The organism is Nonomuraea sp. CA-141351, from assembly GCF_050944675.1.
In the GTDB taxonomy this organism is placed as follows: domain Bacteria; phylum Actinomycetota; class Actinomycetes; order Streptosporangiales; family Streptosporangiaceae; genus Nonomuraea.
The window spans coordinates 11296200-11314972 of the sequence record NZ_CP191982.1; the positions used below are offsets into that span (position 1 = coordinate 11296200).

Annotated in this window: 15 protein-coding genes and 1 pseudogene; 10 read left to right on the forward strand and 6 right to left on the reverse strand. The window is 69.6% G+C overall.

Annotated elements, in window-relative coordinates:
* Window positions 1-23: 23 nt before the first annotated feature.
* Entirely contained in the window at window positions 24-476 is a 453-nt protein-coding gene (locus ACQPWU_RS53170; RefSeq protein WP_433434577.1) for a GcrA family cell cycle regulator, read from the reverse strand.
* Between the two features lie 304 nt (window positions 477-780).
* Between ACQPWU_RS53170 and ACQPWU_RS53175 the strand changes: the two are divergent.
* Window positions 781-2752, forward strand: a pseudogene (locus ACQPWU_RS53175) (thioredoxin domain-containing protein).
* A gap of 34 nt (window positions 2753-2786) precedes the next feature.
* On the opposite strand, the gene ACQPWU_RS53180 reads toward ACQPWU_RS53175, so the two are convergent.
* Both ACQPWU_RS53180 and ACQPWU_RS53185 read right to left on the reverse strand, forming a co-directional pair.
* A complete protein-coding gene (locus tag ACQPWU_RS53180; RefSeq protein ID WP_433434579.1) occupies window positions 2787-4829 on the reverse strand; it encodes a transglycosylase domain-containing protein in 2043 nt (680 codons plus the stop codon).
* Window positions 4830-5063: 234 nt separating this feature from the next.
* Window positions 5064-5537 carry an Lrp/AsnC family transcriptional regulator gene (locus ACQPWU_RS53185; RefSeq protein ID WP_433434581.1) on the reverse strand — a complete coding sequence of 158 codons (474 nt, stop codon included), beginning with the start codon at window positions 5535-5537 and terminating at the stop codon, window positions 5064-5066.
* A 103-nt stretch (window positions 5538-5640) separates the two neighbouring features.
* Here ACQPWU_RS53185 and hppD point away from each other — a divergent pair, with 103 nt between their 5' ends.
* From hppD to ACQPWU_RS53210, 5 genes are all read left to right on the forward strand, one after another.
* On the forward strand, window positions 5641-6750 hold the full coding sequence (hppD, locus tag ACQPWU_RS53190; RefSeq protein ID WP_433434583.1) for a 4-hydroxyphenylpyruvate dioxygenase: 1110 nt from the start codon (window positions 5641-5643) through the stop codon (window positions 6748-6750).
* 34 nt (window positions 6751-6784) lie between these two features.
* On the forward strand, window positions 6785-7225 hold the full coding sequence (locus tag ACQPWU_RS53195; RefSeq protein ID WP_433434585.1) for an RDD family protein: 441 nt from the start codon (window positions 6785-6787) through the stop codon (window positions 7223-7225).
* Window positions 7226-7271: 46 nt separating this feature from the next.
* Complete coding sequence (locus ACQPWU_RS53200) at window positions 7272-8699, forward strand: M1 family metallopeptidase (RefSeq protein WP_433434587.1); 1428 nt, start codon at window positions 7272-7274, stop codon at window positions 8697-8699.
* Window positions 8700-8771: 72 nt separating this feature from the next.
* A complete protein-coding gene (locus ACQPWU_RS53205) occupies window positions 8772-9317 on the forward strand; it encodes an RNA polymerase sigma factor (RefSeq protein ID WP_433434589.1) in 546 nt (181 codons plus the stop codon).
* A complete protein-coding gene (locus ACQPWU_RS53210) occupies window positions 9314-10003 on the forward strand; it encodes a hypothetical protein (protein ID WP_433434591.1) in 690 nt (229 codons plus the stop codon). Before ACQPWU_RS53205 ends, ACQPWU_RS53210 begins: the two co-directional genes overlap by 4 nt.
* A 194-nt stretch (window positions 10004-10197) precedes the next feature.
* On the opposite strand, the gene ACQPWU_RS53215 is transcribed toward ACQPWU_RS53210, so the two are convergent.
* The gene (locus ACQPWU_RS53215) at window positions 10198-11484 is read right to left on the reverse strand and encodes an ROK family protein (RefSeq protein ID WP_433434593.1); all 1287 of its coding nucleotides are present in this window, start codon (window positions 11482-11484) and stop codon (window positions 10198-10200) included.
* A gap of 25 nt (window positions 11485-11509) precedes the next feature.
* Window positions 11510-12679, reverse strand: a complete 1170-nt coding sequence (locus ACQPWU_RS53220) for an FIST signal transduction protein (protein WP_433445525.1) — start codon at window positions 12677-12679, stop codon at window positions 11510-11512.
* 171 nt (window positions 12680-12850) lie between these two features.
* On the opposite strand from ACQPWU_RS53220, the gene ACQPWU_RS53225 reads away from it, so the two are divergent.
* The 4 genes from ACQPWU_RS53225 (at window position 12851) to ACQPWU_RS53240 (ending at window position 17590) form a co-directional block, all read left to right on the forward strand.
* Entirely contained in the window at window positions 12851-14242 is a 1392-nt protein-coding gene (locus tag ACQPWU_RS53225) for a sigma 54-interacting transcriptional regulator (RefSeq protein WP_433434594.1), read from the forward strand.
* Between the two features lie 61 nt (window positions 14243-14303).
* Window positions 14304-15044, forward strand: a complete 741-nt coding sequence (locus ACQPWU_RS53230) for a hypothetical protein (protein WP_433434596.1) — start codon at window positions 14304-14306, stop codon at window positions 15042-15044.
* A gap of 66 nt (window positions 15045-15110) precedes the next feature.
* Window positions 15111-17078 carry a vWA domain-containing protein gene (locus ACQPWU_RS53235; RefSeq protein WP_433445526.1) on the forward strand — a complete coding sequence of 656 codons (1968 nt, stop codon included), beginning with the start codon at window positions 15111-15113 and terminating at the stop codon, window positions 17076-17078.
* A 32-nt stretch (window positions 17079-17110) separates the two neighbouring features.
* Window positions 17111-17590, forward strand: coding sequence for a GNAT family N-acetyltransferase (locus ACQPWU_RS53240; RefSeq protein WP_433434598.1), 480 nt, complete (start codon window positions 17111-17113; stop codon window positions 17588-17590).
* A 221-nt stretch (window positions 17591-17811) separates the two neighbouring features.
* Here ACQPWU_RS53240 and ACQPWU_RS53245 read toward each other — a convergent pair whose 3' ends face one another.
* Complete coding sequence (locus ACQPWU_RS53245) at window positions 17812-18765, reverse strand: hypothetical protein (RefSeq protein ID WP_433434600.1); 954 nt, start codon at window positions 18763-18765, stop codon at window positions 17812-17814.
* Window positions 18766-18773 lie beyond the last annotated feature (8 nt).

The window sequence follows — 18773 nt, forward strand, 5'->3', positions numbered from 1 at the left end:
CTATAGAGAACTAGGCGCGCGACCTATTGCGCCACCTTCTGCGATGCTGCCTCCAGCAGCCCAGCGACGTGGCTCGTCCCTTCGTCCGCGGGGATGAGATGGAAGCCGCCTTGAGGGCAGAAGTCGCTTGGAGGCGCATCAGGGTCATAGGAGACGTCCAAGCCTTGCTCAACTAGCCCTTGAGCCCAACGGATGGCGGTTGCCTGGCGATGCGCACTGATCATCTTCCCCTTGGCCATCTGCGACAGCTCTCGCATGTACTGAAGGGGGGCGGTCCGCTTGTGTTCTTCCTTGACCGTCCAAGGGATGGCGTCACTGTGGGTGAGTTGCTTGCGGCTCAGCCCCATGCGCTTCACGGCGTGAGCAACCCCGCTATAGGACGCCCCTAGCTGCTCGGCTATCTCGCTGTAGGACAGGCCAGCCTGCAACAGCTCCAGCAGCCGATCACGGTCAATGGCGGGACCTCTGGGAGGCATGATCAAACTCCTAGCATGGGGAAGGGTAACGCTTCGCGGCTCATGAGGATCAAATTAGCTGCGGATGATCGCCCCTGTCCACCGTCTTGCATAACCGTCTTGCACATTCAAAGTATCACGGCGAGATTAACCGGCCCAAGGTTACACGTTATTCCTGATCAGCGAGTCAGCGAGAGGGAGATTTTCGATCATATGTTCGATGCACTTGCAGGAAGCTGCAACGTCTCCCAGACGGTCACGGACAAGATCGCTTGCGCGGCCCCCTGGGGTGTCCTGAGGGAAGGCAACGTGAGAGCCTGGAGGTATGAACAGGCTAGGTAAGGAGACGTCTCCCTACCTCCTCCAGCACGCCAACAACCCGGTTGATTGGTGGCCATGGGGAGAGGAGGCGATGCAAGAAGCGGCCAGGCGTGACGTGCCCCTGTTGATCTCAGTGGGTTACTCGTCATGCCATTGGTTACACGCTTCTTGACATCACCTGGTGTCACGTCATGGCACATGAGAGCTTCGAGGACGCCGCAACCGCACGTCTCATGAACGAGCACTTCGTCAACATCAAGGTCGACCGCGAGGAGCGGCCGGACGTGGACGCCGTCTACATGGGCGCCACGCAGGCCATGACGCGCCAGGGCGGCTGGCCCATGACAGTGTTCGCGACGCCCGAGGGCCACCCGTTCTACTGCGGCACCTACTTCCCGCGCCCCCACTTCCAGCGCCTGCTCACCGAGGTGCACAACGTGTGGGTGGGCGACCGGGAGATCGTGCTGAAGCAGGGCGCCAAGGTGGTGGAGGCGCTCAACGCGGGCACGACGCTGCCCAGCGGCGCCGTCCCCAACGAGGAGACGCTGGCGCGGGCCGTACAGAATCTGCGTGAGGAGTTCGATCCGGCGCACGGCGGGTTCGGCGGGGCGCCGAAGTTCCCGCCGTCCATGGTGCTGGAGTTCCTGCTGCGCTCGGGTGAGCGCGAGATGAGCGGCAAGACGCTCGATGCGATGGCCCGCGGCGGCATGTACGACCAGCTCGGCGGCGGATTCGCGCGCTACAGCGTGGACGCGGAATGGGTCGTGCCGCACTTCGAGAAGATGCTCTACGACAACGCGCTCCTGCTGCGCGTCTACACGCACTGGTGGAAGGCAGGCGGCGGCGAGCTGGCGCGGCGCGTGGCGCTGGAGACGGCCGACTGGATGCTGCGCGAGATGCGCACGAAGGAAGGCGGGTTCGCCTCGGCGCTCGACGCCGACAGCGAGGGCGTGGAGGGCAAGTTCTACGTCTGGACGCCCGAGGAGCTGCGCGAGGTGCTCGGCGAGGACGACGGGCGCTGGGCGCAGGAGCTCTTCGAGGTGACCGGCACGTTCGAGCACGGCACGTCCGTGCTGCAGCTCCCGCGCGACCCCGACGACGCCGTACGCTACGCGGGCGTCCGGGGGCGGCTGCTCGCCACCAGGGACCAGCGGGTACGCCCCGGGCGCGACGACAAGGTCGTGGCCTCGTGGAACGGCCTGGCCATCGCGGCGCTGGCGGAGACCGGCGCGGTGTTCGAGCGGCCCGACCTCGTGGAGGCCGCCACGGCCGCGGCCGAGCTGCTCGCGAGCACGCATGTGGTGGACGGCAGGCTGCTGCGTACGTCCAAGGACGGCAGGGCCGGGACGAACGCCGGGGTGCTCGACGACTACGCCAACGTGGCCGAGGGCCTGATCTCCTTGTACGGCGTGACCGGTGAGACCAGGTGGCTGCGGCTCGCGGGATCCCTGCTGGACACCGTGCTCGACAGGTTCGCCAACGGCGCGGGCGGCTTCTACGACACGGCGGACGACGCCGAGCGGCTCTTCCAGCGACCGCAGGACCCCACGGACAACGCCACCCCGTCGGGCCAGTACGCGGCCGCGGGCGCGCTGCTCTCCTACGGCGCCCTGACCGGCTCCACGCGGCACAGGGAGGTCGCCCACGCCGCGCTCGGCACCGTGTCCGTGCTGGCCACGGGGCACGCCAGGTTCGCCGGGTGGGGGCTGTCCGTGGCGCGGGCGGCGCTGGACGGACCCGTGGAGGTCGCCGTGGTCGGTCCGGCCGACGACCCGCGTACGGTGGCGCTGCACAGGCAGGCGCTGCTGGCCGACGCGCCAGGGCTGGTGGTCGCCCTCGGCCCCGGCGACTTCCCTGAGCTGCTGGAGGGACGCGGGCTCGTCGGCGGGGCGCCCGCCGCCTACGTGTGCAGGGGATTCACCTGTCGCATGCCCGTGACCACGGTCGAGGAGCTCCGCTCCGAGCTGGGCAGGTGAGCGCCGGCTCACTCAGTGAGCGCCCGGCCGCGCGCTAGCCGTTTCGCAGGCGGCCCGTGTTGGGATTGCCACCTGTGTCGGGCCCCGTCGTGGGCTGGCTGGGAGCCTGCGTGGCCGGCGGGTCCATGATCGTGGGCTGCCGGTCCTGCTGCCCGTTCTGCCCGTCGTTGTTGCTCGGCTGCTCGGTCACCGGCGGGTCCGTGATCGTGGGCTCGGTGGAGCTGGGGTCAGGGGTGCTGTTCCAGTCGTTGGGGTTCGACGGAGGCGTGTAGTCCTGCTGGGGGTCGTTCTGGTACCGATCGGGCGTCGAGTAGTCGGGCCCCCAGCCGTAGTCCGACGGCTCCGGGAACTCCTCCACCGGCTTGCCCGCCATGGCCTCGGTCATGAACGCCCGCCAGATCTGCGCCGGCAGCTGACCGCCGAACTGCGTGCCGTACCCCGGGATCGTGACGGTGGCGTTGTCGTCCCTGAACATGTCGACCGCGACGGCGAGCTGCGGCGTGAACCCGTTGAACCAGACCGACTTCGACTCGTCCGTGGTGCCCGTCTTGCCGGCCACCGGGCGGTCGTAGAGGCGGGCGGCGGTGCCGGTGCCGTACTTGACGACCTGCTGCATCGCGTACGTCGTGTCCGCGGCGGCCTGTTCGCTGACCACCCGCGTCGCGACCGGCTCGATGTCCTGCTTCTTGCCGTCCGCGTCGGTGACCGACTTCACCACGTGGGCCTCCATGTGCACGCCCTTGTTGGCGAAGGAGGAGAAGCCCGAGGCGTTCTGGACGGCGCTGACCGAGGAGACGCCGAGCGGGAAGGACGCGTAGTTCTGCTGCTTCTCGATCTGCGCCTTGGGGATGCCCGCCTTCTCGGCGACGGCGGAGACCTTGTCCAGGCCGACCTTCTGGCCGAGATCCACGAACGCGGTGTTGACCGAGTTCTGGGTGGCCTGCACCAGGTTGATCTCGCCGTACGAGCGGTCGCTGTCGTTGGGGATCGGCTTCGGGTCCGACGCCACGCGCATCGGCGAGTTGCCGTTGACCCTGGTGGACAGGTCGAAGCCGTTCTCGAGCGCCGCCGCCAGCGTGTACGGCTTGAAGGTCGACCCGGCCTGGACCTTGGCCGAGAACGCGCTGTCGTACTGCGACTGCGTGGGACGGCCCCCGTAGAACGCGACGATCTCGCCGGTGGCGGGATCGACGGCCGCGAGCCCCGTGAAGACCTTCTTGGGCGTGGCGTCCGGCAGCACGTCCTTGACGGCCCGCTGGGCCGCCTGCATGAGCTTCTTGTCGAACGTGGTGACGATCTTCAGGCCGCCGCCGTTGATGTCCTCGTCGGTGTAGCCGCGCCGGTTGAGCTCCGCCGTCACCTGCTCCAGCATGTACTGGGCCTGGCCCTTGAGCTCGAACGGCTTCTTCGGTGCCGTGAGCCGGGGGAAGCGCTGGGCGGCGACCTGCTCGGGCGTCAGCGCGCCGGTCTGGCCCATCGCGTCGATCACCGACTGCCAGCGCTGCTCGGCCGCCTGGAGGTCGGCGCCCTTGGGGTCGGCGAACCGGCTGGGCTGCTGGATCACCGCCGCGAGGTACGCGCCCTCGGCCACGCTGAGCTGGCCGACGTCCTTGCCGAAGTAAGCGCGGGCGGCCGACTGGACGCCGTTGGCGCCGCGGCCGAAGTAGATCGTGTTGAGGTACTGCCCGAGCACCCAGTCCTTCGACTTGGACTGGTCGACCTTTATCGCGATGAGGATCTCTTTGAACTTCCGGGTGACGGAACGTTCCTGGCTGAGGCCGCTGTAGTAGTTGCGCACGAGCTGCTGGGTGATCGTCGAGCCGCCCTGGAGCTGCTGCCCGCTGACGGTGGACCAGACGGCCCGCGCGGTGCCCTTGACCGAGACGCCGCCGTCCTCGTAGAAGGAGCGGTTCTCCGCCGCGATGACCGCGTCGCGCACGTGCTGGGGCACCTTGGCCAGCTCGACGTTCTTGCGGTCGATGCCCTGCCGGGCGAGCACGGTCTTGCCGTCGCGGTAATAGATCACCGAACCCTGCGCGGTGGCCTGCTTCTGCGTGGAATCGGGAATCGGGGTCATCGCCCACGCGACCGCGAAAAGCCCGACCAGTACGAGGATTCCTGCGCCGAATGAAATCAGTAGAAGTCGGAGAACTCGCCGCTTTCGCATCCCGTTACCACCACCACTCCGCACCTCGACCCCCCTGCCAAGCATCGCCCAACTCAACCGCAGAACAACCCCGCAAGCTGGGCGAATGCCAAGGGTAAACGATCGATATCGGTGCCCCGTCCCAAAGCGATAGTACGGCCGGCGCTAGCCCCTGTGCGGGACATCGGCGACCAACGGCAGAACTCGGTATGGAACGGGTGTGTCGAGAGCGATGATCGAATTAGTCCTGAGCACGCCCTGAACATCCACGATCCGGTCAATAACCCGCTGCAGATCGGCATTCGTCCGCGCGACCACGCGGCAGAGCAGGTCGCTGTCGCCGGTGATCGTGTGCACCTCCAGCACCTCGGGGATCGCGGCCAGCCGGTCGGCCACCGGATCGTGCCCGGCGACCTGTCTGATCTCCATGCTGACGAACGCGGTGACGCCGTAGCCGAGGGCCTCAGGCGACACATCGGGCCCGAACCCGGTGATCACGTCCCTGGCGATCAGCCGGTCGAGCCTGGCCTGCACGGTGCCACGGGCCACGCCGAGCCGGCGCGAGCATTCGAGCACGCCCAGGCGGGGCTCCTCCGTCAGGAGGGCGATCAGCCGGGCGTCAAGGTCATCGATCGTCATACTGTACAGATTTACCCGATATTTCCTGGAGAAGCTAGGCAGGTTGTCCACCGATTCAAGTAACTGTTGCGCAGCTCGCCCAGGCAAATCGACAGTTGGACTTATGAATGATGCATTTCCGGTCAATGGGATGGACGCCGTCGTGTTCGCCGTGGGCAACGCCAAGCAGGCGGCCCACTACTACTCAACCGCGTTCGGTATGAGGCTGGTGGCCTACCGCGGGCCCGAGAACGGCAGCCGGGACGAGGTCGCGTACGTGCTGGTCTCGGGCGGCGCCACCTTCGAGTTCCGTGCTCCGCTCCGCCCGGGCACGGACCTGGCCAGGCACGTCGCCGAGCACGGTGACGGGGTGATCGACCTGGCCATCGCGGTGCCCGACGTCGAGGCGGGGTACGCGTACGCGGTCGCCCACGGGGCCAGAGGGCTGGTGGAGCCGTACACGATGGAGGACGAGCACGGAAAGGTGCAGCTCGCAGCCATCGCCACTTACGGCGAGACCCGGCACACGCTGGTCGACAGGTCCAACTACGGCGGGCGCTACCTGCCCGGATACGTGGCCGCCGAGCCGCTGGTCGCGCCCCCCGAGACGAAGAACGGGCGGCTCTTCCAGGCGATCGACCACTGCGTCGGCAACGTCGAGCTGGGCAAGATGAACGAGTGGGTGGAGTTCTACCGGAAGGTGATGGGCTTCACGAACATGGCGGAGTTCGTCGGCGACGACATCGCCACCGAGTACTCGGCGCTCATGTCCAAGGTCGTGGCGGACGGCTCCCGCAAGGTCAAGTTCCCGCTGAACGAGCCGGCCGTCAGCCGCAGGAAGTCGCAGATCGACGAGTTCCTGGAGTTCTACGGCGGGCCGGGAGTCCAGCACATCGCGCTGGCCACCAACGACATCCTCACCACGGTCGACCGCATGCGGGCGGCCGGCGTCCAGTTCCTGGAGACGCCTGACTCGTACTACGACGACCCCGAGCTGCGGGCGCGCATCGGGAATGTGCGGGCGCCGATCGAGGAGCTGAAGAAGCGGAAGATCCTCGTGGACCGCGACGAGGACGGCTACCTGCTGCAGATCTTCACCAAGCCGGTGCAGGACAGGCCCACCGTGTTCTTCGAGCTGATCGAGCGGCACGGGTCGCTCGGGTTCGGCAAGGGCAACTTCAAGGCGCTGTTCGAGGCGATCGAGCGCGAGCAGGAACGGAGGGGCAACCTTTAGTTTGCCCCGACTTAGTGGTGGTCATCAGGACATCATGGGATCACCACCGGGGCTGGCGGGACGCTGGCGACGCCTGTTCGCCGGCGTCCTCGACTGGTTCATCGTCAACGTCATCTCCGTCCCCTTCGACTGGCAGAGCTGGACGTACGTCTGGGACCCCGGCAGAGGCGCGTGGGACCGTTATCCGGTGCAGCACACCTTCCTGGCCGGGCTCGTGGCCTTCCTGTACTTCTGGCTGCTGCACGCCTTCTGGAACGGCCAGACCCTGGGCAAGAGGCTGTTCGGCATGCGAGTCGTGCAGGACAACGGCGCCGGGATCACTGTGATGCAGGCCGCGGTGAGGCAGGCCGTGGAGTCCGCGCTCGCCTGGGTCTGCTGCGTCGGCCTGCTGCTGGACCTCGGCTGGATCCTCTTCGACCCCCGTAAACAGGCCCTGCACGACAAGGCAGCCAGGACGGTCGTCGTCAATGCCTAACCCAGCGTAAGCTGCAGGTCACAGTTTGAAGGGGGATCGTAAGCCGATGGGTTCCAACATGCGCTGGGTGGCACTGCTGCTGGCCGCGCTGATCAGCGTGCTGGGCTGCGCGCCCGTGGACAAGCCACCGTCGCTCGCCGACCACCGGCTCGACGACCCGCCGCTCACCGGACCCCGGCCGGGCGCGGTCGGCATCGGCGACCCCGACTTCCCCACTGACGGCAACGGCGGCTACGACGTCTCCCACTACGACCTGGCCATCGACTACGTGCCGCTGACCAAGCAGCTCCAGGGGACGACCAAGATCCAGGCCGCCGCCACCCAGGATCTGTCGAGCTTCGACCTCGACCTCCACGGGCTGACCGTGAGCAAGGTCACCGTCGACAACTCCGCAGCGGCGTTCCGGCGCCAGGGCGACGAGCTGACCGTGACGCCTGCTGAGCCGATCGACAACAAGTCCCGCTTCACCGTCAAGGTCGTCTACTCGGGGCAGCCCCAGCCGATCAAGGACAGCGCCAACCTGGGCACGTTCGGGTTCGTCGCGACCCCCGACGGCGCGTTCGTCGCCTCCGAGCCCGACGGCTCCAAGACCTGGTTCCCCAACAACGACCACCCGTCCGACAAGGCCACGTACGACTTCACGATCACCGTCCCCGCCGGGGTGACCGCCCTGGCCAACGGCGAGCAGGTCGGGCAGCCCACGACCGCCCAGGGCAAGACCACCTTCCGGTGGCGCGAGCGGCATCCGATGGCGAGCTATCTGGCGACGGCCACGATGGGCAAGTTCGACCTGCGCGAGGGCCGCACGCCCGCCGGCATCCCCGAGACCGCCGCCGTGGACCCCAAGTTCAAGACCTCGCTCGACAAGCTCTTCAGGCTCTCCGGCGAGATCACCGACTACTGGTCCACCGTCTTCGGGCCCTACCCGTTCTCCTCGACCGGGGGCATCATCGACGACTACGCCGCCGGTTACGCGCTGGAAAACCAGACCAAGCCGCTTTACGGGGGCTTCTCCCCCGGTCAGGACATCATCGCCCACGAGCTGGCCCACCAGTGGTTCGGCGACAGCCTGACCATCAAGCGCTGGAGGGAGCTCTGGCTCAACGAGGGCTTCGCCACGTACGCGGAGTGGCTCTGGTCGGAGCACAAGGGCGGGAAGACCGCCGACGCCATCTTCAACGAGCTCCACGCCCGCCCGGCCAGCGACCCGATCTGGGCCTACCCGCCGGGGCGCGCCAGGCCCGACGACCTGTTCGGTACGTCGGTCTACGTTCGCGGCGCCATGACGCTGCAGGCCCTGCGCAAGGCCATCGGCGACGCCACGTTCTTCAAGCTGCTCAAGACGTGGACCGCCGACCACCGCTACGGTCTCGTCACGACGGACGAGTTCATCCGCCTCGCCGAGCAGCTGTCCGGCAAAGACCTCCACCCGCTCTTCGACGCCTGGCTCTTCCAACCGACCCGCCCTGCCTGAGCCGCACGGAAACGCTTCTCGTCGCTCGGTCCAAGTACGGATGTAAGGCGAACGACGAAGGGAGCGAGGCCAGTGCGCCTCAACGAAGACCCTGCGGCCTTTGAGGCCTTCTATCGCCGCCACGTCGATGCCGTCATGAGATTCGTCGTCCGGCGGGTGAGCGACCCTCACCTCGCCGCCGACCTGACGTCGGACATCTTCCTGGCGGTCCTGGACTCGGCACATACCTACGTGCCCGGCCGGGGCAGCGAGATCGCCTGGCTGTACGGCGTCGCGCGCAACGTCGTGTCCGCCCAGTACCGCAAGGCGGCCAGGGAGGCGCGGGCGACCGACCGCGTCGCCGGTCGCCGGCTGATGGACGATGACGATCTCGTCAGGATGGAGGAGCGGATCGACGCCGAGCGCCAGATGCGCACCGCCCTGGGGGCCATGCACGGCCTGCCGGAAGGCGAGCGCGCGGTGCTGGAGCTCGTGGCGATCGACCAGCTCACCGTAACCGAGGCCGCCACGGCCCTGGGCATCAGGCAGGTGACCGCACGAGTCAGATTGCACCGGGCAAGACGGGCCCTTGAACACGTCGCTTCGCCATCGGCTGTGTACGTGGAAGGACAGGCATGAGCAACTTCGAAGAGCGCCTTCTCAGTGCACTCAAGGAAGAGATCACGACGCGGAAGGCGGAGGACGGGATGACGACGACTGTGACACCGGTTGAGCGCGGCTCGAGGCGGCGCTTCGTGGGGCTGTCGGCCGCGGTGGCGGGGGTCGCGGCCGCCGGCACCGCGGTGCTGCTGCTGACCGGGCTCACCAGCAGCCCGGCGTACGCGGTCACCAAGGGCGCCGACGGGGCGGTCAGCGTTCAGATCAACGAGTTCAGCGACCCGGACGGGCTGGCCGCGGAGCTGGCCAAGGCCGGGGTCAAGGCGGTCGTGGACTACCTGCCCGAGGGGCAGACGTGCAAGGAGCCGCGTGGCGAGCGCGGGACCGGCACGGGGAAGTTCTCGGCGAGCGTCGGCAAGTCGACCAACGGGATCACCTTCAAGATCGAGGAGGGGCAGGTGCCGGCGGATGAGACGCTGGTCCTGGCCGTCTCGAAGAGCAAGGACGGCGACGACAAGCCGCCGTTCGCGACCTCGCTCCAGATCGTCAAGGGGGCGGTCGCGCCCTGCGAGGCCACCTCGATGCCCGCTCCCGGCTCCGGCGACGGCAAGGCCGGCTCCGGCTTCACGGACGACGGCGGGCCCAGGCTGGACACCAAGACCGAAGGCACGGACCAGGGCCCCAGCCTCCACACCGGAACCGAGTAACCCACCTCCCGGGTCGGAGCCCTCCTCACCCGACCCGCCCAGGCCCGGCGGCCCCTTACGGTGACCGCCCGGCCGCATAGGCCCGGCGGCCCTCCCGGTGGCCGCCCGGCCGCATAAGGTCCAGCGGCCCTTACGGGGTTGCTCGGCCGCGCAAGGCCCGGCGGCCCTCCCGAGCAGACGGGGTCGCCGGGCCTTCAGCTCCAGTAGCGCTCGCCCGCCAGGATCAGGGCTGCGGCGCCGACCAGCCCGGCCTCCTGGCCCAGGGCGGCGGGCACGACGTCCACCCGGCGGGCGAAGCGCATCCTGGCGTGCTCCCGCAGCGCCTCCTCCAGCGGGTCGAACAGCGGCGCGCCTGCCTGCGACAACCCGCCACCGATGGTGACCAGGTCAAGGTCGCACAGGTGGGTGGCCGAGGCGATGGCGATGCCGAGCGCACGCCCGGCCCGGCGCATCGCCAGCCGCGCCACCAGGTCCCCGGCCAGCGCGTCCGCCGCCAGCGCCCGCGCGGTGACCGCCCGATCCTCCCGGTACGCCTCCCCAGCGCCCCCGACCCGCACCACCGCGCCGTCAGGCCCACTGGACGCGCCGTCGGGCGCACTGAGCGCGGTGCCGGGCCCACTGGACGCGGCGCCCGGCGCACCGGACGCGCCATCGGCCGCGCTGGACCCGGTGCCGGGCCCACTGAGCGCGGCGCCAAACGCACCGGACACGGCGCCGGGCGCACCAGGCGCGCCGTCGGGCCCACTGGACGCACCGTCGGCCGCGCCGGACGCGGCGGCGGGGACGCCCGACGCGGTGCCTGGGGTACAGGCCCGCACGAGTCCAGGCCTACCATCCCCAGCCCGTACGGTCGTCGGCGCGGCGGCCCCGGGCTGGGCGGCGCCGGGGATCCAGCCCTGGTCCAGGGCCCAGGCGGTCAGGGCGGGGCCGCGGGCGACGGCCTCCAGGCAGCCGTGGCCGCCGCAGCCGCACAGCGGACCGCCGTCGGGTTCGACGATCACGTGACCGATGTGCCCGGCGTTGCCCGTCCTGCCGTTGACCAGCCGGCCGTTCAGGATCAGGCCGCCGCCCACACCGGTGGACACCACCATGCCCAGCATGTCCGCCGCGCCCCGCCCGGCGCCCTTCCAGTGCTCGGCCACGGCCAGGCAGACGGCGTCGTTGTGGAGCCGTACCGGCACGCCGGGGAAGCGGGCGGACAGCCGGGCGCGCAGCGGGAAGCCGCGCCAGCCGGGGATGTTCAGCGGCGAGACCTCACCGTCAGGCCAGGTCATGGGCCCGCCGCAGCCCACACCCACGCCCTCGACGCCCCCTTCGACGACCTCCGAGAGCGGCTCCACGAGGTCCACGAGCGTCTTCCACAGGGTCGAAGCGTCCGCGCCCTGCGGCGTGGCGACCCGGACGGACCTGGTCACCGTGCCGTCGCGGGCGACCAGGCCGGCGGCCATCTTGGTACCGCCGACGTCGATCGCGAGGATCACGGGCGGCCTGCCGTACCGGAAGAGCTCATGGACCGGCGCTGGAGAACACCAGGACGGACGCCGTGAACCCGTGCACATGGTTGTGGCCCGAGACCGGGCCGACCTCGCCGGCGGCGAAGAAGCCGGCCATGCCGATGGGCCCCAGCGTGTCGCGCAGGGCGATCGGGTCGTGGTCCGCCGTGCCGAACATGGCCGAGCCTCGGCCGTTGCACGAGAACAGCAGCGCCCCGTCCACCTTGCCGAGCTGCTCCCGATGGGCGTCGAGCAGGTCGTACAGGTCCTCGTCGGCGGTGGCCGCGTCGCGCACCTGGAAGCGCACGGTCCTGCCGATCTCCACGATGTCGCCGATGGCCACGGCCTCGCGCTCCGGGTCGATGCCGATGACTCCCCTGATGAGGAAGTCGCCGCGCTCGTGGCGCTCGGCGTACTCGTTCATGGCCAAGCCGATCTGCAGGCCGGAGGCGACCAGCTCGCGGTCGTCCTCGTCCAGCTCGCTGACGATGTCCTCCAGCCGGGCCAGCGCCGGCTGACCGGCCAGCTCGAGCAGCAGATTGTCCTCCGACGCGGTGACGACCATGCTGGGGCCGATCGGGCGGCAGCCCTGGCTCACCACGGTGCTGATCTTGACCGGGCCGCTGATCAGGACGCCGATCGCGCCCTCGGTGTAGATCTCGCCGTCGGCGAACAGCCGTACGGAGCCCCGGCCCTGCAGCCCGTTGGCCAGCCCGCCGATCAGCGGCAGGTCGCCGAGCACATCCACCGAGCGCTCCACGAAGGCGTCGGTCGGGAAGGTGTACGGGTCGGCCAGCAGGATCGCCACATGATCGTCCCCACCCCGCTCAGGCAGCCCGACCACCACGAACCTGTCCTCGGCCGTCAGCGTCTCCAGCGCGAACGTCGTCAGTCTCGCGCCGTCCAAGGTCGCCGCCCACGCGCTCACGGCAGGCGTCAGCTCGACTCCTTGTCCGTCGCCGATCACTCCCGTAGCGCTGCATCCGATCACGTGCGCGTCAGGTGCGAGCTTCATCGCGGCCTCACCGGCCCGCGCGACGGTCTCCGGATCGTCGCCGCAAATGAAGAAGCAGACCAAGTCGGCTCGGCCGCTGAGCCTCGACAGTGCCCGGCCGACGGCGGTCTCCGCGGCCTCCACCAGGTCGGAACCCACGGCGAGGCCGTCGGCGAAGCGGCTAGTCATCAAGGCCATGGGTCTCGCCTCCCTCGACATGTCAAAGTTCCCTAGGCCGCATTCTCCCCACTAAAGGGACAAGCACGCACACGAACCGTCACTCAATGGGCGAGATCCGAAATCTCCGCCAGATGCGAAACTCTCTGCCGCATTGCTCGCGGGGGACGTAGTCTCGATCCCGTGCATCAGCCACGTATTCTCCGCGAGTTGCGAGAGAGCGGCCACGTTCATCGCACCGTCAAAGCCGAAGTCCGGGAAAACCTGCTGGCCAAGCTGCGGGCGGGCGAACCCCGCTTCCCCGGCATCGTGGGCTTCGACGACTCCGTACTACCGCATCTGGAGCGCGCGCTGCTCGCCGGGCACGACCTGGTGCTCCTCGGCGAGCGCGGCCAGGGCAAGACCCGGCTCATCCGCACCATCACGGGCCTGCTGGACGAATGGACCCCGGTCGTCGAAGGTTGCGAGATCAACGACCATCCGTACGCGCCGGCCTGCACGCGCTGCCAGGCCCTGGCGCGGGAGCTGGGTGACGAGCTGCCGGTCGCGTGGAAGCACCGCGACGAGCGTTACGGTGAGAAGCTCGCCACGCCCGACACCTCCGTGGGCGACCTGATCGGGGACGTCGACCCGATCAAGATCGCGGAAGGGCGCACGCTCGGCGACCCCGAGACCGTCCACTACGGCCTGGTCCCGCGCACCAACCGCGGCGTCTTCTCCGTCAACGAGCTGCCCGACCTGGCCGAGCGGATCCAGGTGTCGCTGCTCAACGTGCTGGAGGAGCGCGACATCCAGGTGCGCGGCTACAACCTGCGCCTCCCGCTCGACATCCTGCTCATCGCCAGCGCCAACCCCGAGGACTACACCAACAGGGGCCGGATCATCACCCCGCTGAAGGACCGCTTCGGCGCGGAGATCCGCACCCACTACCCCCTGACGGTGGAGGACGAGCTCACGCTCATCCGCCAGGAGTCCATGCCGGACATCGGCGCCGACGTCCCCGAGCACCTCATCGAGGTGATCGCCAGGTTCACCCGGCTGGTACGCGAGTCCACGGCCGTCGACGCCCGTTCCGGCGTGTCGGCGCGCTTCTCGATCGCGGCCGCCGAGACCGCCGCGGCCTCGGCCGTGCGCAGGGCCGCGATCACGCGCGAGGAGCGGGCCGTCACGCGCGTGATCGACCTGGCCTCCGTGGTCCACAGCCTTCGGGGCAAGGTGGAGTTCGAGGTCAGCGAGGAGGGCAGGGAGACCGAGATCCTCGCCCACCTGTTGCGCAGGGCCACGGCCGAGACGTTCAGGACCCGCCTGGGCGGCATGGACCTGTCCACGATCATCGACAAGTTCTCCGAGGGCACCCAGGTGGAGTCGGGCGAGCTGGTCCCCGCGGGCGAGCTCCTGCACCGGATGGGTCCCGTCCCCGGTCTGGCCAAGGTCATGTCCCGTCTCGGCATGGGAGCGGGCGAGGAGTCGCCCGGGCACGCGGCGGCGGCCCTGGAGTTCGCGTTGGAGGGGCTTTACCTCATGCGGCGCCTCTCCAAGGAGGACCTTGACGGAGTCTCCGTCTATCGCACGTGAACATCGTGGCGGTCTTCCGCGTCATAGTGGATAGCTGATCTCGCCGACGAGGAGACCGCCCATGCGTTTGCTTGCCTGTGCCGCCGCTCTCGCCATGGGAGTCTTCGCCGTGCCTGCCTCCGCGCAGGCCGGCAAGGTCGTGTACGGGTACGCGTGGTCCGACGGCAACGGCCACCTGCGAATCGTGCCCAAGTCGGCCACCTTCGTGCGGAAGGACGGCTTTCTGGGCTACCGGCTCAAGACGGTGACGGGAGCCAAGGAAGCGCGGCTGGACTACACCCACGCGTCCTACGGCCGCGTCACGGTGGCCTGCGACCTGAAGGAGACCGAGGGTCAGGTGGCCCTCGACGCCAAGGGGCTGGGCCGCACGGCTTGTAAACCCGGTGATCTGGACGCCGCGCTGGGGCGCGGTCCCGTCCCGCTACGCGTCGAGTACCAGGGCTCCGGCGCTGTCAAGATCAACGAGTTCCTGGTCACGGAGTGGCCCGGCTCGCGTACCACCCGTGGCACCATCAAACGCGTCAACGACACCACCGTCCTGTTCGCGTCCGGCGGAAAACAGGTCAAGCTCGGGTACACGTACGCCACGTCCTTCCACCGCACCACGGCGCGGTGCCGGGACGGGTGGCTGGCGGGCGAGCCGGTCAACGCCGACGAGCACGGGCTCGGCAAGAAGTCGTGCACCTCGGCTGACCTGACCAAAGCGCTCAGGGCGGCGAAGCACCCCGTACTCGTGACGATCGACTACACGCCCGGAGTCGGCGGCGTGAACGAGGTGTGGGAGGTCTTCGGGGACGCGTAGCCGGACCCGTGCAGAAGGCTTGCGGGGGACGCATAACCGGGCGGATCGGGTTAGCGTGGGTGCGTGATGGCCTTTCGCTATGGCGAGTACCACGACGGCCCCGATCCCCTCGCCCCGCCCTACGACGTGCGGGCGGCCCTCGACGAGATGGGCGACGCGATCCTCTCCGGCTCGACGCCGGTCCACGCCCTGCGCGACCTGCTCAAGCGCGGGCTCCCCGGCACGCAGGACCGCCGCGGCCTCGACGACATGCTCAGGGAGGTACGCAGGCGCCGGCGCGACCTGCGCGAGCGCGGGCGGCTCGACGGCACCCTCGAAAAGGCGCGGGCGCTGCTCGACAAGGCCATCGGGCAGGAGCGGGCCGAGCTGTTCCCCGACCCGTCCGACGACGCGCGGCTGCGGGAGGCCGGGCTCGACGCGCTGCCCGATGACACGGCCAGCGCGATCCAGGAGCTGAGCACGTACGAATGGCGCTCGTCAGCGGCGCGCCAGACGTTCGAGGAGCTGCGGGACCTGCTGCGGAGGGAGGTCCTGGACAGCCAGTTCAGGGGCCTGCGGGACGCCCTCGCCAACCCCGATCCCGAGGCGATGGAACGCGTCCGGCAGATGATGTCGGACCTGAACGACATGCTGGACAAGGACGCCCGCGGCCAGCACACCCAGGCGGATTTTGACGCCTTTATGGGGAAATATGGCGATTTGTTCCCTGAAAAGCCTCGCAACCTGGAGGAGCTCGTCGACATCCTGGCTCGCCGCGCCGCCGCCACGCAGCGCATGCTGGCCTCGATGACCCCGCGCCAGCGCGAGGAGCTCGCCAACCTGATCAACCAGACCCTCGACCAGGCCGGTCTCTCCGACGAGATGCGCCGCCTCGGCGAGGCCCTCTACGCCCGCCGCCCCGACCTGGCCTGGAACGCCCCGGAGCGCCTCACCGGCGAAGAGCCCCTGGCCATGGGCGACGCCGTCACGGCCCTGGAGGAGCTGGCCGACCTCACCCAGCTGGAGACCGCCCTGCGCCAGGACTACCCGGGCGCGCGGCTGGACGACATCGACGAGGCCGCCGTACGCCGCGCGCTCGGCCGCTCGGCCGTGGACGATCTGGAGGCGCTCAAGCGCATCGAGCGGGAGCTGGAGGAGCAGGGCTACCTCCTGCGCCGCCGCGGCAAGCTGGAGCTCACCCCCAAGGCGGTCCGCCGCCTGGGCGAGACGGCGCTGCGCCGCGTGTTCTCCTCGCTCGACGCGGGCCGCCGCGGCGACCACGACCAGCACGACGCGGGCTCGGCGGGAGAGCTCACGGGCTCGTCCCGGCCGTGGCGCTTCGGCGACGAGCAGCCCATCGACGTGGTCCGCACGCTGGTGAACGGCGTCCGCAGCGGCGGCATCACTCCACAGGACGGCGCGGGGGCGACGGCCGTACGGTTGTCCGTGGACGACTTCGAGGTGGCCGAGACCGAGCGCCGCACCGCCGCGGCCGTCTGCCTCCTGGTGGACCTGTCGTACTCGATGGCCCTGCGCGGCACATGGGCCGCGGCCAAGCAGACGGCCCTCGCGCTCCAGGCCCTGGTGGCGTCCAAGTTCCCGCAGGACGCCGTCCAGATCATCGGCTTCTCCAACTACGCCAGGGTTCTGCAGCCGGACGAGCTGGCCGGCCTCGACTGGGACATGGTCCAGGGCACCAACCTGCACCACGCCCTCCTGATCGCCGGCCGCCACCTCGACCGCCACCCCGACTTCGAGCCGGTGGTGCTGGTGGTCACGGACGGCGAGCCCACGGCCCACCTCATGCGCAACGGCAGGTCGGCGTTCGAGTGGCCGCCCTCGCACGAGACCCTGGAGCTCACGCTGTCCGAGGTCGACAAGATGACCCGCCGCCGGGCCACGATCAACATCTTCATGCTGGCCGCGGACGACCGGTTGAAGGAGTTCGTGGACGAGGTGGCCCGCAGGAACGGGGGCCGCGTCTTCTCGCCGAGCGCCGAGCGCCTGGGCGAGTACGTGGTCAGCGACTTCCTCCGCCTCCGCCGCGCCCGCTGAATTGTCGGCGGCGTTTGGCAGGCTTGCTTGGCATGAGCGACGACGTACGGCTCCGTGACGTGGTGGAGGCCGACCTGGAGGTGTTCCTGAGGCAGGAGCACGACCCGGAGACGGTCCGGAGGTCGAAGTTCCGTCCCCGGCCGCGGGAGGCGTTCCTCTACCACTGGGCCACCCAGATCTTCGGCGACCCCACCGTGTTCGTGCAGGCGGTCACGGTGGGCGGCGATCTGGCCGGAAACATCGTGGCCTGGTGGGAAGCGGACAGACGCTTCATCGGCTACGTGTTCGGCCGCGAGTTCTGGGGCCGCGGCATCGGCACCCAGGGCCTGACGCTCTTCCTCCAGCAGGAGAAGGCCCGTCCCCTCTACGCCGACCCGTACGAAGGCAACACCGGCTCGGTCCGGCTCCTGGAGAAGGTCGGCTTCCAGCGCTCCGGCACGGTGCGGCACGGCGAGGACCAGCACATCATGCTGGTCCTCCACGCTTCGGCCCCATCCACTCCCACGGCCTGAGGGGCACCGGCGATCTCTCCCAGCGGCGCGTGATCGCCCGCAGGTCGTCATGTCGTGCAGTATGCGTGAAGCACACCTCAGCCGAGCTCGCCCGCCGGTGCGTGGCGCACGACGGCGGGCTCCAGGCGAGGGGCTCCGTCCTTTGGGGGCGCAACGCCGGTTTTAGCCGACCGTCCCGGCTTCCCCGGCTGCTCGCGGGAGGAATGGGTCCGCCGGGCACGCTATGAATGATCCGCCCGCAGGCGAACTTTCGGCACCTGCTGGGCGCGGCGGGCGGCCTCGGCCTGGAGCCGGCGCCTCAGCTGCCTGCCGTGGCCGAGAAAGGAACGGGTCCGCAGGCGGCGGTCCTCGGGCAGGCTCCAGTCGGGCAGCGCGCGGTCGATCGCGACGGCGAGCCGGCCGTGGCCGTGGGCGGTGGCGGTGCCGAGCAGCACGACGTTCTCCTGCCAGCGCATGCCGGGATCGTGCCGGTGGAAGGTCAGGCAGACCGGCCCGGGCACGGCGGCCACACCGGCGGGCAGATCCAGCTCGTACCCGGTCGTGGTGCGGGAGAAGGTACGCGCGGGCACGGTCACGGGCCGGCCGTCCGCCACCGTCGACACGATCGGCCGGCCCAGGTCGCGGGCCCGGCGGGCGTACGGGCGCCAGTCGGCGGGCGGCGCGGAGCGGCCGGGCAGGCGGGGACCCGACGGGGCCGGGTCTGAAGCGGGGGCCGTGGTGCCGGGCGGGCAGGTCCAGGTCAGCGGGTCGCCGGTCAGGTCGCCGCCCGGCCACCAGGTGATCCGCTCAGGGGTCACCTCGATGTAGATCCGGGCGAAGTACCAGGTCAAGCGCTTGACCAGGAACCACGGCAGTCCAGCGAAGGCGTCCGGGATCTTGGCCCGGGACTCGCGGACGTACCGGTCGGTGTTGGCCTGCAGGTCGGCGTCGCGGACGGTGGCGCGGCCCTGCACCAGCACCACCGGATCGCCCTCGAACAGCAGCGCGACGCGCGGATCACGGCGCGCCCGCTCGGCTTTGTCGGGATAGGTCAGGCCGGTGCTGACGTCGATGGTGCCGCGGGGCCCGGTGTACGGGGTGACGGGCCAGGTGATGGGCCGCCCGTCGCGGGTGAGCGAGGTGTAGGCGCACACCACGGAGCTCCGGAACGTCGTGGTGGGGAGCGTGAGGGTCATGACCGCGC

Excerpts from the sequence above, each read along its gene's own strand:
- hppD (WP_433434583.1), top strand. The coding sequence starts at position 5,641 with ATGAATGATGCATTTCCGGTCAATGGGATGGACGCCGTCGTGTTCGCC.
- ACQPWU_RS53245 (WP_433434600.1), bottom strand. The coding sequence starts at position 18,765 with ATGACCCTCACGCTCCCCACCACGACGTTCCGGAGCTCCGTGGTGTGC.
- ACQPWU_RS53195 (WP_433434585.1), top strand. The coding sequence starts at position 6,785 with ATGGGATCACCACCGGGGCTGGCGGGACGCTGGCGACGCCTGTTCGCC.
- ACQPWU_RS53185 (WP_433434581.1), bottom strand. The coding sequence starts at position 5,537 with ATGACGATCGATGACCTTGACGCCCGGCTGATCGCCCTCCTGACGGAG.
- ACQPWU_RS53235 (WP_433445526.1), top strand. The coding sequence starts at position 15,111 with ATGGCCTTTCGCTATGGCGAGTACCACGACGGCCCCGATCCCCTCGCC.
- ACQPWU_RS53170 (WP_433434577.1), bottom strand. The coding sequence starts at position 476 with ATGCCTCCCAGAGGTCCCGCCATTGACCGTGATCGGCTGCTGGAGCTG.
- ACQPWU_RS53240 (WP_433434598.1), top strand. The coding sequence starts at position 17,111 with ATGAGCGACGACGTACGGCTCCGTGACGTGGTGGAGGCCGACCTGGAG.
- ACQPWU_RS53180 (WP_433434579.1), bottom strand. The coding sequence starts at position 4,829 with ATGACCCCGATTCCCGATTCCACGCAGAAGCAGGCCACCGCGCAGGGT.
- ACQPWU_RS53210 (WP_433434591.1), top strand. The coding sequence starts at position 9,314 with ATGAGCAACTTCGAAGAGCGCCTTCTCAGTGCACTCAAGGAAGAGATC.
- ACQPWU_RS53220 (WP_433445525.1), bottom strand. The coding sequence starts at position 12,679 with ATGACTAGCCGCTTCGCCGACGGCCTCGCCGTGGGTTCCGACCTGGTG.
- ACQPWU_RS53200 (WP_433434587.1), top strand. The coding sequence starts at position 7,272 with ATGGGTTCCAACATGCGCTGGGTGGCACTGCTGCTGGCCGCGCTGATC.
- ACQPWU_RS53230 (WP_433434596.1), top strand. The coding sequence starts at position 14,304 with ATGCGTTTGCTTGCCTGTGCCGCCGCTCTCGCCATGGGAGTCTTCGCC.